The sequence below is a fragment of the Frateuria sp. sgz306004 genome, from assembly GCF_057750885.1.
The window spans coordinates 50,268-62,437 of record NZ_JBYLFE010000007.1 but is presented as its reverse complement, the minus strand read 5'-3'; the positions used below and the strand labels follow the sequence as shown (position 1 = coordinate 62,437).

Annotated in this window: 6 protein-coding genes; 4 read left to right on the top strand and 2 right to left on the bottom strand. The window is 64.5% G+C overall.

Annotated features, from left to right (window positions below):
- Positions 1-55: 55 nt before the first annotated feature.
- A complete protein-coding gene (locus tag AC3G2C_RS15480; RefSeq protein WP_488385530.1) occupies positions 56-3,523 on the top strand; it encodes a hybrid sensor histidine kinase/response regulator in 3,468 nt (1,155 codons plus the stop codon).
- A 9-nt stretch (positions 3,524-3,532) separates the two neighbouring features.
- Here AC3G2C_RS15480 and AC3G2C_RS15475 read toward each other — a convergent pair whose 3' ends face one another.
- Positions 3,533-4,204 carry a response regulator transcription factor gene (locus tag AC3G2C_RS15475; protein ID WP_488385529.1) on the bottom strand — a complete coding sequence of 224 codons (672 nt, stop codon included), beginning with the start codon at positions 4,202-4,204 and terminating at the stop codon, positions 3,533-3,535.
- Between the two features lie 88 nt (positions 4,205-4,292).
- Positions 4,293-6,233, bottom strand: a complete 1,941-nt coding sequence (acs, locus tag AC3G2C_RS15470; protein WP_488385528.1) for an acetate--CoA ligase — start codon at positions 6,231-6,233, stop codon at positions 4,293-4,295.
- Between the two features lie 215 nt (positions 6,234-6,448).
- Between acs and AC3G2C_RS15465 the strand changes: the two genes are divergently transcribed.
- From AC3G2C_RS15465 to AC3G2C_RS15455, 3 genes are all read left to right on the top strand, one after another.
- Positions 6,449-7,957 carry a porin gene (locus AC3G2C_RS15465; protein ID WP_488385527.1) on the top strand — a complete coding sequence of 503 codons (1,509 nt, stop codon included), beginning with the start codon at positions 6,449-6,451 and terminating at the stop codon, positions 7,955-7,957.
- A gap of 187 nt (positions 7,958-8,144) precedes the next feature.
- Entirely contained in the window at positions 8,145-9,803 is a 1,659-nt protein-coding gene (locus AC3G2C_RS15460) for an MFS transporter (RefSeq protein ID WP_488385526.1), read from the top strand.
- Between the two features lie 155 nt (positions 9,804-9,958).
- Positions 9,959-12,133 (top strand): hypothetical protein, encoded by a 2,175-nt coding sequence (locus tag AC3G2C_RS15455; protein WP_488385525.1) that lies wholly within the window; start codon positions 9,959-9,961, stop codon positions 12,131-12,133.
- Positions 12,134-12,170: the final 37 nt, after the last annotated feature.

Sequence of the window (12,170 nt, the reverse complement as noted above, 5' to 3'; positions counted from 1 at the left end):
ATCGCCACCCGGCGCTTATTCCTTGCTGGGACGCACGCATGGCGGAGTATCGCGCTTGATCGCCGGTTGGTTGTTGTTGCTGGTTTCCCTGCTCTACGTGGGCCTGTTGTTCGTGGTGGCCTACGCGGGTGACCGTCGTCCCCTGTATCCGCGTCAGCCGCGTCTGCGGCCGTTGGTGTATAGCCTCGCGCTGGCTGTGTACTGCTCCTCCTGGACCTTTTATGGCGCCGTGGGTACCGCTGCGCGCGATGGTCTGGGCTATCTGCCGATCTACCTGGGCCCAATCCTGCTTTTCGTGTTCGGTTATGGGCTGCTGCGCCGCCTGGTGCTGGTGGCGCGTCACCGCAACATCACCTCCATTGCCGATTTCATTGGTGCGCGCTTTGGCAAATCGCACGGCTTGGCGGCGTTGGTGGCGATCATCGCGGTGATTGCCGTGGTGCCGTACCTGGCGCTGCAGTTCAAGGCGGTGGCGATGTCCTACGCCGTGCTTGGCGGCTTTGGCGTGCCGGGCGCCGCGCAGCTGGGCGACAGCGCGTTGTGGTGCGCGATCCTGCTGGCGACCTTTGCGATCCTGTTCGGTACGCGCACCATCGACGCCACCGAGCACCATCACGGCATGATGCTGGCGATTGCGGTGGAGTCGCTGATCAAGTTGCTGGTGTTCATCGTGCTGGCGGGCTACGCGCTGTGGCGCGGGCCTGGCCTGGCGGAAACCGTGCACCTCCCGGTGCAGCAGCTGTCCCACGGCGTGTCGCCGGGCTTCCTCGCGCAGACTCTGTTGGCCTTCTGCGCCATGTTCTGCCTGCCGCGCCAGTTCCAGATCGGCGTGGTGGAATGCGAAGACCCACGCGATCTCCGCCGAGCGCGTTGGCTGTTTCCCATCTACATGGCGATCGTGAGCCTCGCGGTATTGCCCATTGTGGCCGCCGGCTTGGGCTTGCCCCAGGTGCAGCTAGGCAACAAGGACGCATGGGTGCTCAACCTGCCCATGGCGCATGGCGATCGCGGCATCGCGCTGCTCGCCTTTATCGGTGGCTTCTCCGCCGCCACCGGCATGGTGATCGTGTCGTCGGTGGCCTTGTCCACCATGATCAGCAACGACCTGGTCATGCCGATGCTGCTGCGCGTGCGTCGCTTCAAGCTGGAGCAGCGCGCGGACCTCTCGCAGCTGGTGCTGCTGGTGCGTCGCATCGCCATCATCGCGCTGGCCGCGATGGCGTATGTGTATCACCGCGTGGTCGCCGATACTGCCAACCTTGCGGCCACCGGTTTGCTGGCCTTTGCCGCCGTGGCGCAATTCGCGCCAGCCATCGTCGCCGCGCTGTATTGGCGCAGCGCCAGTCGCAAGGGCGTGGCGGTGGGTCTGGCTGCGGGCTTCATGGTTTGGGCCTATACCTTGTTGTTCCCGGCCATGGATCGCACGGCGCCGTGGCTGGTCACCGGTCCGCTCGGCCTCAGCTGGTTGCAGCCGCAAGCGCTGTTTCACCTGAGCGGCTGGGATCCGGTGATGCACGGCACGTTCTGGTCGCTGCTGGCCAACGTGGCGTGTCTCATTTTCGTTTCCCTGCGCTTTCGTCCCAGCCTGGAAGAGCGCCTGCATGCGGCCATGTTCATCGATCCGTATGCGATCGACAGTCGTGGTGCCGGTGACTGGCGTGGACGTGTGGCCGTGGCCGATCTACTCACCATCGCCGAACGCATCGTCGGCGAGCGCACGAGCCAGCGCGCGTTCGACGACTACGCCGAGCGTCGCGGACGTCCTTTGCAGCCAGGAGCTGCGGCGGATCGCGCGCTGATCCAATACACCGAACGCTTGCTCGCCTCAGCCGTGGGCGCGGCCAGCGCGCGGCGCATCCTGATGGGCGCGCTATCGGGTTCAGGCCTGGATATCGCCGAGGCGATGGCGTTGATGGATGAAGCCTCGCAAGAGCTTCGCTTCAATCGCGAGTTGCTTTCCACCACGCTGGAGAATGTGTCGCAGGGCATCAGCGTGGTCGATGCCAATATGCGTCTGGTAGCGTGGAATCGTCGCTACCTGGAGCTGTTCGATTATCCCGACGGCATGGTTTACGTGGGCGTGCCGGTCGCCGACCTGATCCGCTGGAACGCCGACCACGGTGAATGTGGCCCGGGCGAAGTGGAATCGCACGTGGGCAAGCGCATCGGTCACATGCGCGCCGGCTCGCCGCACCTGTTCCAGCGCATCCGCCCCGACGGCACGGTGATCGAGATGCGCGGCCGCGCGTTGCCGGGCGGCGGCTACGTGACCACGTATACCGATGTCACCGCGTACAAGCACGCCGAACAAGCCTTGATCGAGGCCAACGAAAACCTTGAACAGCGCGTGGATCAACGCACCGCCGAACTCAGCGAGGCGCTCACCGCGACGGCGCATGCGCGGCGCGAGGCGGAGATGGCCAATGCCTCCAAGTCGCGTTTTCTGGCGGCGGCGTCGCACGATCTGTTGCAGCCACTCAATGCCGCGCGCCTGTTCACCTCCGCGTTGCGTCAACATCCGGGCCTCGACGCGGAAGCGAGTCTGCTGGCCGAACGCATCGATGCCTCGTTCCGTGCGGCGGAAGACTTGCTCGATGCACTGCTCGATACCTCGCGTCTGGACACGGGCAGCTATCGCGCGGAAATCGGCAGCTTTGCCTTGGCTGATCTATTCGACTCGCTGATCGCGCAGTTCGCCGTTATCGCCGAGCGACGTGGGCTACGTTTGCGCGTGGTGCCGACCAAGCTGGCGGTGCGCAGCGATCCGCAGTTGTTGCGTCGCGTGTTGCAGAACTTCATCTCCAATGCGCTGCGCTATACCCGAGAGGGCGGCATCCTGCTGGGCGCGCGGCGCGTAGGCGACGAAGTTCGCATCGAAGTGTGGGACACCGGTCCCGGTATCGCCGAAGCACAGCGTGCACGCATCTTCGGTGAGTTCCAGCGTCTCGATCGGCCTTCGCCCTGGGGCGAAAAGGGCTTGGGGCTGGGTTTGTCTATCTGCGAACGCATCGCCGGCATGCTGCAGCATCGGCTGGAGTTGGCGTCGCGCGAAGGCAAGGGCAGTCGATTCGCCATCTGCGTGCCACGCGTGGCCGCCGCGGTGCCACGCCGCCGGCAGCCGGCGCAACCGGTGTCAAACGAGCAGTTGCCGCTCACCGTGCTGTGCCTGGACAACGACGCGGCGATTCTCGATGGCATGCGCGCGCTCTTGCAGCGCTGGGGCGTGGATTGCCGCACCGCGCTGGATGTGGCGCAGGCCGAGCAGGAGTTGCGCCGCGAACGCATCGACCTGATCCTGGCGGACTATCACCTCACCGAGAACTTCGATGGCCTGCAGGCGCTGGAGCAGTTGCGCGATGCGCTGGGCGAGCTGCCGCCGGTGGCGATGATTACCGCCGACGGCAGCAGCGAGTTGAAGCAGCGTGCGCGTGCACTGGGTTATCCATTGCTGCACAAACCAGTGCGACCGGCCGCGCTGCGTGCCTTGCTGAGTGCGTTGGTACGGCGACAGACGCCCGCCTGAGGCGGCGCGTTACTCGTCGTCGTCCGGCATCGAAGGCATGGCATCCTGGTCGATCGCCAGATGGCTGGCGGCCAGCGCGACCTGGGTGCGGTTGTTCACGCCGAGCTTGCGCATGATGGCGGTCATGTGTGCTTTCACCGTGGCCTCGGAAACACCCAGGTCATAGGCGATCTGCTTGTTGAGCAGACCTTCGGCGATCATCGTGAGCACGCGGAACTGCTGCGGCGTGAGCTTGGCCACGCGGTCGGCCACCGCCGCCTCGTCGGGCTTAAGCTCCACGCCGCCGCCAACCAGCTGGTGCGGCAACCACACATCGCCATCGAGCACCTTGCGTATGGCGGTGATGATCTCCTCGCCGGGCGTGGATTTGGGGATATACGCCGACGCGCCATGCGCCAGCGCGCGCCGCGCCACCTGCACGTCCTCATGGCCGGACACCACGATGGTGGGCAGGCCCGGATACTGGCCGCGGATGTGCGCCAATGCCGAGTAGCCGCGCGCACCGGGCATGTGCAGATCCAACAGCAGCAATTCGGCATCGGGATACTGCTCGATCAGGCTGAGCAAGCTGAAGACGCTGTCGGCGCAATGCACGTGCGCCTCGGGTACGGCCGCGAGCACGGCGCGTTGCAGTGCATCGCGGAACAGCGGGTGATCGTCGGCGATCAGTACGTCGGGCATAAGAAACGAAATCGTCCAGGGGAAAGGGGGAATAGAGGAACCGCGAAGAAGCGTGGCTGTTCTCCTATCCCCGATTCGCGCGTGCCTGCTATTTGATCAGGCGTTCGTCCACCAGGTTCTTGACGACGCTGGGGTCGGCGAGGGTGGAAATGTCGCCCAGCTGTTCGGGCTGGTTCTCGCCGATCTTGCGCAGGATACGGCGCATGATCTTGCCCGAGCGCGTCTTGGGCAAACCCGGCGCCCATTGCAGGTAATCGGGCGTGGCGATTGGGCCGATTTCCTTGCGCACCCAGGCCACCAGTTCCTTGCGCAGCTCGTCGCTGCCGGTTTCGCCGGCGATCAGCGTGACATAGGCGTAGATGCCCTGGCCCTTGATCTCGTGCGGGCACCCCACCACGGCAGCCTCGGCCACCTTGGGATGCGCCACCAGCGCGCTTTCCACTTCGGCGGTGCCGATGCGGTGGCCGCTTACGTTGATCACGTCGTCCACGCGGCCGGTGATCCAGTAGTAACCGTCCTCGTCGCGGCGCACGCCGTCGCCGGTGAAGTAGTTACCCGGATAGGCGCTGAAATAGGTGTCGATGAAGCGCTGGTGGTCGCCGTACACCGTGCGCATCTGGCCCGGCCAGGAGTCGGTGATCACCAGGTTGCCTTCGGTGGCGCCCTCCAGCACGTTGCCACCGGCATCCACCACGGCGGGCACCACGCCGAAGAACGGCAGCGTGGCCGAGCCGGGCTTGGTATCGATGGCGCCGGCCAGCGGGGTGATCAGGATGCCGCCGGTTTCGGTTTGCCACCAGGTATCCACGATCGGGCAGCGCTCGTCGCCCACCACGCGGTAGTACCACTCCCAGGCTTCCGGGTTGATGGGTTCGCCCACCGAACCCAGCAGGCGCAGCGAGGCGCGCGAGGCCTTCTTCACCGGCGCCTCGCCTTCGCGCATCAGCGCGCGGATGGCGGTGGGGGCGGTGTAGAACAAGGTCACCTGATGCTTGTCCACCACGTTCCAGAAGCGGCTGGTGTCGGGGTAGTTGGGCACGCCGTCGAACATCAGCGTGGTGGCGCCGTTGGCAAGCGGGCCATACACCACGTAGCTGTGGCCAGTGACCCAGCCCACGTCGGCGGTGCACCAGTACACGTCGTCTTCGCGCAGGTCGAATACCAGCTCGTGCGTGTAGCTGGCGTACACCAGGTAGCCGCCAGAGGTGTGCAGCACGCCCTTGGGCTTGCCGGTGGAGCCGGAGGTGTAAAGGATGAACAGCGGATGCTCCGCGTCCACCGGCGTCGGCGGGCAGTCGGCCGATTGGCCTTCCATCAGCGTGTGGTAGTAGCGATCGCGCGGGGACTGCATCGGCACGGCACTGCCGGTGCGACGCACCACGATCACCGTTTCCACGCTGTTGGTGCCGGCGCGCTCGAGCGCCGCATCCACATTGACCTTGAGCGGGATCTTCTTGCCGCCGCGTACGCCCTCGTCGGCGGTGATCACCACCTTGGCGGTGGAGTCGGCGATGCGGCCGGCCAGCGAATCGGGCGAGAAACCGCCGAACACCACCGAGTGGATCGCGCCGATGCGCGCGCACGCCAGCATGGCCACCGCCGCTTCGGGGATCATCGGCAGGTAGATCGCTACGCGGTCGCCCTTGGTCACGCCCAGGTGCTTGAGCGTGTTGGCGAACTTGCACACCTCAGTGTGCAGCTCCTTATAGGTGATGTGGCGCGACTCGTTGGGGTCATCGCCTTCGAAGATGATGGCGGTCTTGTCGCCACGCTCGGCCAGGTGGCGGTCCAGGCAGTTGGCCGACACGTTGAGCTCGCCGTCCTCGTACCAGCGGATATGCAGATTGTGCGGGTCGAAGGAGACGTTCTTGATTTTGGTCGGCGTCTTCAGCCACTCCAGCCGTTGGCCCACCTTGCCCCAGAACCCGGCCGGGTCCTTCACCGACTCAGCGTAGAGCCGCTGGTAATCGTCCTTGCGGATGCGCGCCTTGGCGGCGAATTCGGGCCTGACGGGGTAGAGCTTGGTCATCGCGTGGCTCCTGCGGCTGCTAGCCGGCTTCCTCATACGTTGTAGGTACCGCTCCGGCGCTTTGGCCGGCGGTGACCACGGAGTGTAGCGGTTGGCTGGTGAGCGGGATGTTGCCGCCTCCTTTCGACTTTGGTCGAGGTTCGACCAAAGGGGAATAGTCGCTCGCAATGCAGCATCGACAAGCTCGGTCTGTCATCGACCTGGGGAGGCTTGCCATGACACTTCCTACCACCGCACGCCCACACCGGCTGCTGGCGCTCAGCATAGCCTGCGCGCTAGCCCTGCCGCTGGGCGCGCAGGCTCAAAGCGCACCGAGCAAAAGCACCGCCAAGACCACCACGCACGAAGCGCAGTTGGAAAAACGCGTCAATCAACTGGAGCAGGAGCTGGCCGAACTGAAGGCCATGATCCAGGAACAGAAGACGGCCACCACGCAGGCAGCACAGACGGCCCAGGCCGCTCAGGTCACCGCCGAGCAGGCCAACACCACGGCGCAAGCCACCTCTACCAAGGTAGAGGCCGCACCCAAGCCGCAGTTCGTCACCGCCAATGGCTTGACCGTGGCGTTGCATGGCTTCATCAGTGCGAGTGCCTTCGGCCAGGATCGGACATTCTCCAACTACGGCAATGGCCAGAACGCGTTGATTCCAGCGCCGGCCACTGCGGCCAACAAGGAGAATGGCTACACCGGCTCGCTCAGTGGCTTTGATGTGCGCAATACCCGCTTCTGGCTGGACTTCACCGGCGCCAGGCTCAATGACAGCTGGAGCGGCGGCGGTCGCATCGAGATGGATTTCTTCGGCGGCAACAACGGTACCGGCGCGTACGCACAACAGCAGCCAATTCCCCGCCTGCGCCAGGCCTATATGGATCTGGTCAACCCCGATTTCGGCTCTACCGTGCGCATTGGCCAGCAGTGGGACCTGATGTTCCCACTGGAGAACGTGGCAACCTCACTGTCACACATCGCCTTTCCTCTCGGTTATGGCGCCGGTTTCGTCGGTTGGCGCTATCCGGGCGTGGTGTGGATGCAGGATCTCAATCACGGTTCCGATGGCGTGAAGTGGCGCTTGGACCTGGGCGTGTTCGAGGGCAATTGGAACGGTCCGCAGAATCTGGCGGGTACCTCCAACACCAATTACCTCAACGCGGGTGCTGCGAACTTCCATCCACAGGTGGAAGCGCGATTGCATGCACAGGGCAAGGATTGGCTCGCGTACTTTGTGGCGCACTGGTCGCAAATCGACCTGCACGGCGTCGGCGATATCGCGCCCAAGCCCATCAAGGACACGCTGCAGAGCGTGGGCTACGAAGTCGGTGGGCAATGGAAGCCCGGTCCCTGGACCTTCAAGGGCCTGGCCTATTCGGGCAAGGCTTTGGGCGAGCTGTTCGGCGCGATGTCCCAGTTCGGCGACATCAAGGAAAGCGGCGGCTATGTGCAGGCCGGTTACAACTTCACGCCCAAGTGGAGCGTCAATGCGTTCTATGCGATGGGACGGCCCAACAACAACGACGTCATCCGCTGGACCACCACCAGTGCCGTGGCCGGCACCGCACTGCTGCGCAACGATCAGTCCGCGTTGAGCCTGCAGTACGCCTCGGGCAATTACGAGCTGGGCGTGGAGTGGATGTACGACAAGCTCCGCTATCAGGTGGGTTCGGCCGGCCAACGCCAAAGCACCGACGGCAATCAGGTCAGTCTGAACGGTTTGTACAAGTTCTGAAGGAGTTCAGGCGGCGGTGCCCGGTGGGCGCCGCCGTCGCTGCAACATCGGGAAAGCGGCGCGGGGAGGCGCCCGGACCCGACGAAGGAGAGGGAGGCCGAAGGGTGGCGCCAAGCCGCTGCGGAAGCTTGCGCCCCGACATCACCATCCAACGTCCTGACCGGGCACACGTTTAGAGGGCAACATCATGGCAACGACTGCAGTCGATATGCGGGGGCCGCTCGACACCAGCCATCGCCGCGTCATCCTGGCATCCAGCCTGGGCACGGTGTTCGAGTGGTATGACTTTTATCTCTATGGTTCGCTCGCCGCACTGATCGGCAAGCACTTCTTCAGCGGCCTCAACGAAACCAGCCAATTCATTTTCGCATTGCTGGCCTTTGCCGCTGGCTTTGCGGTGCGTCCTTTCGGCGCCATCGTGTTTGGCCGTCTCGGCGACATGATCGGGCGCAAGTACACGTTCCTCATCACCATCATCATCATGGGTCTGTCGACCTTCCTGGTCGGCGTGTTGCCCAGCTACACCACCATCGGCATGGCCGCGCCCGTCATCCTCATCGCGCTACGTCTGCTGCAGGGCCTGGCGCTGGGTGGCGAGTACGGCGGCGCGGCAACCTACGTGGCCGAGCATGCGCCGCACGGTAAGCGTGGCCTGTACACCAGCTTCATCCAGATCACCGCGACCTTCGGTTTGTTCCTGTCGCTGCTGGTGATTCTGGGTACGCGTCTGGGGCTGGGCACGGAAACCTTCGAGGATTGGGGCTGGCGCATTCCGTTCCTGATCTCCTCGCTGCTGCTGCTGGTGTCGGTGTACATCCGCATGCAATTGCACGAGTCGCCGGTGTTCCAGCAGATGAAGGCCGAGGGCAAACACTCCAAGGCACCGCTCACCGAAGCGTTCGGGCAGTGGAAGAACCTCAAGCTGGTTATCCTCGCACTGCTGGGCGCCACGGCGGGACAGGCAGTGGTGTGGTACACCGGCCAGTTCTATGCGCTGTACTTCCTCACCCAGAGCCTGAAGATCGATGGCACCACGGCGAACCTGCTGATCGCCGGCGCGCTGGCCATTGGCACGCCGTTCTTCGTGCTCTTCGGTTGGTTGTCCGATCGCATCGGCCGCAAGAGCATCGTGCTGGCGGGCTGCCTGCTGGCGGCACTGACCTACTTCCCGATCTTCAAGGGGCTAACCCACTTCGGTAACCCTGCCATCGAGCACGCCGCAGCATCGGCGCCGGTGAAGGTGGTGGCCGATCCCAAGGCTTGCAGCTTCCAGTTCGATCCGGTCGGCAAGAGCAAATTCACCAGCTCCTGCGATGTGGCCAAGAGCGCACTCGCCAAGAAGGGCATTCCGTATACCAACATCACTGCCGAATCCGGTGCCATTGCCGAGGTAAAGATCGGCGACCAGGTGATCTCCTCCTTCGAAGGTGGCGCGCTGGACAGCAAGGCATTCGCCGAGCAGGGCAAGGCTTTTGGCACGCAGCTGGGCGCCGCGCTGAAAACGGCGGGTTACCCGGAGAAGGCCGATCCAGCGCAGAGTAACTACCCGATGCTGGTGGTGTTGCTGGCGATCCTGGTGATCTACGTCACCATGGTGTACGGCCCCATTGCCGCGTGGCTGGTGGAGATGTTCCCCACGCGCATCCGCTACACCTCGATGAGCCTGCCGTATCACATCGGCAATGGTTGGTTCGGCGGCTTCGTGCCCACCATCGGCTTCATGCTCGTGGCGTGGAAGGGCGATATCTACTACGGCCTGTGGTATCCGATCATCGTGGCGGTCGGCACGTTCTTCATCGGCCTGCTGTTCCTGCGTGAAACCAAGGACGTGGACATCAATTACTGACTTCCCTCCGCGTTTCGAAGTGCAAGGGTGCGGCGAGTGAATAGCCGCACCTTTTTTTGTCGGTCACGCGCGAGGACTATGATTGGGGCAGCCACGGACCCCGCGAGGAAGGCATGCCCAGCAACGCGCGTGCAAGGACAACGCCCCGTTCTCACGTGCGGCGCCATTGGCGACGCGTGATCGGGTGGACGGCGCTGTTTCTCGATCACCTCAAGCCGGTTCGCGTATCGTTGCTGGTGCTTGGCATCGCCTGTGCAGTGACGCTGGGTGTGGATCAGGCGGCCGAGTTGTTTTTGATCGCCTTATGGACTGATCCGAGTGGCTGGCGCTACACGGCCTTGTTGGCGAGCAGCGCACTGGCCGGTCTATCGATCTGGTATGCCGCACGCAACGCCTACCGATTGCGCTATCCCCGTTGGCCCGCCTTGCAAGAGAGGCGCGCCGCGATACTCCGTGACTGGTTGCCACGCATCCTGGGCGCTGTGGTTCCCTTGCTGGTATGCCTGGGCTTTGTGGTGGCTCTCGCCAAGCTACCGCATGGTCCCTGCGTCAACACCGGGCAATATTGCGATGAGCGCGGCTGGCGCGCGATGGGGCTGCTGTTGGAGTCAGTGGCGATGGTGGTGTTCTTCATCACGCGTCGTCGCCTGTGGAACGCGGCGGCGCGGCGTCTTCCGCGCCATCTCACGCCGCTCAGTCGCACGCCCGGCGAGGCACGCGTGTGGCGCGTACGTGATCTGGGGCGCGTGCCTTGCCTGTTCTATGCCGGGGTGGTGGCGCTCAACATCGCCGCCACCTTTGTGATCGCCTGGCGCCCGGAGGCACTCGATGGCCTCGGGCCGTTGGCGATGCTGCTGATCGCCGAGGCGTTCTTCTGCTCCACCGGCAGCTTATTGTGCATGGTGGGCGACCGGCGCGGCGTGCCCCTGCTGAGCAGCCTGTTGGTGCTGGCCGCTACCCTGCATGGGCTGCATCTCAACGACAACCACAAAGTGCGGCAGTACGCCGACATGGCGACTTATCAACAGCCCGCTCCCGCGCCTGTGGATAACCGTGTGCATTTCGACGATTACGCGGATGCGTGGTTGGACGATCGCTGCGCGCATCGCGACCCATGTCCGGTGCTGCTGGTTTCCACCGAAGGCGGCGGCATTCGCAGCGCAGCATGGACGGCGCTGGCGCTCAGTCGCCTCACCGCCCAACTGGATGCGTTGGCGCCGGGACAGGGCGAGCCTTTGTTCGCCCGCTATTTGTTCGCGGCCAGCGGGGTATCCGGTGGAAGCTTGGGCCTCGCGACGTACATAGGCATGTTGCAGCAACCGGATGCGGGCGGTAGCGCAGACATGGCTGCACGCGCGCAAGCCATGCTCGGCCACGACTTCCTGGCGCCCACGCTGGCCAACGCCTTGTTCATCGACTTTACCCAGCGCTGGCTGCCTGGCGCCTGGTTCAACGATCGATCCCGTGCGCTCACGCGCGCGTGGGAAGCCGCGGCGCGCGAACAAGGACTGGACAGTTTCGGCCAGCCCTTCGCCGATCTCTATCGCGGGCCCCAAGGCCGGGCGTCTACGCGCTTGCCGGCGCTATTCATCAATAGCGCGACCGTGGGCGAAGGTCGGCGCTTCATCCAGCACCCATTCCAACCGATCGATACGCCGCAGCGCCAGCCGTGGACCGCTGCTTTCGATGGTTCGGCTTGGCTGGACCCTCGCGTACCGATGAGCGAGGTGGTGCTCAATGGCGCGCGCTTCACCTATATCAGCCCTGCCGGCACGCTCATCGCCAACAACGCGCATCCGCCGGTGCCCGCACGTGTGCAACTGGTGGATGGTGGCTACTTCGAGAACTCCGGCACCACCACCCTGCTGGAAGTGATTCGGCTGCTGCGTGAGCGCGCGGCAAAGCGTTCGCTGTCCTTGCGCTTGATCGTTATCCACATCAGCAACGATCCGACCATGAGCGATTTCGTGGAGGCGCACGACGCGCAGCACCTGGCGCCGTTCTACAGCGCGGCGTGTCCCGCCGAACCTGGGCCGGCGCGTGATCGCGTGCGCGGTGAGGCGACGGCACCGCTGGACGCCTTGCTGGCAACCCGCGCCGCGCGTGGCGAGTACGCCCGCGTGCAACTGCTACGGGCGCTGCATCCGAATGCGCGCGATCCCCTTCGGGGCGACCTGTTGTGGCACCTGCGTCTTTGTCCCGGGGACTACCCGGTGCCCTTGGGCTGGACGATTTCCGCGCCGGTATTCACCGAACTCGACCGCCAGTTGACGGCGCACTATCCACTGCCAGCGATGGCGCGCCTGCTCAAGACCCAGCTTGTGCCGTAGGAGCGTGGTGTCGCGGCGATTGAGACATCGTCGGCGC

Coding starts and splice junctions, on each gene's coding strand:
- AC3G2C_RS15475 (WP_488385529.1), bottom strand. CDS start 4,204: ATGCCCGACGTACTGATCGCCGACGATCACCCGCTGTTCCGCGATGCA.
- acs (WP_488385528.1), bottom strand. CDS start 6,233: ATGACCAAGCTCTACCCCGTCAGGCCCGAATTCGCCGCCAAGGCGCGC.
- AC3G2C_RS15465 (WP_488385527.1), top strand. CDS start 6,449: ATGACACTTCCTACCACCGCACGCCCACACCGGCTGCTGGCGCTCAGC.
- AC3G2C_RS15460 (WP_488385526.1), top strand. CDS start 8,145: ATGGCAACGACTGCAGTCGATATGCGGGGGCCGCTCGACACCAGCCAT.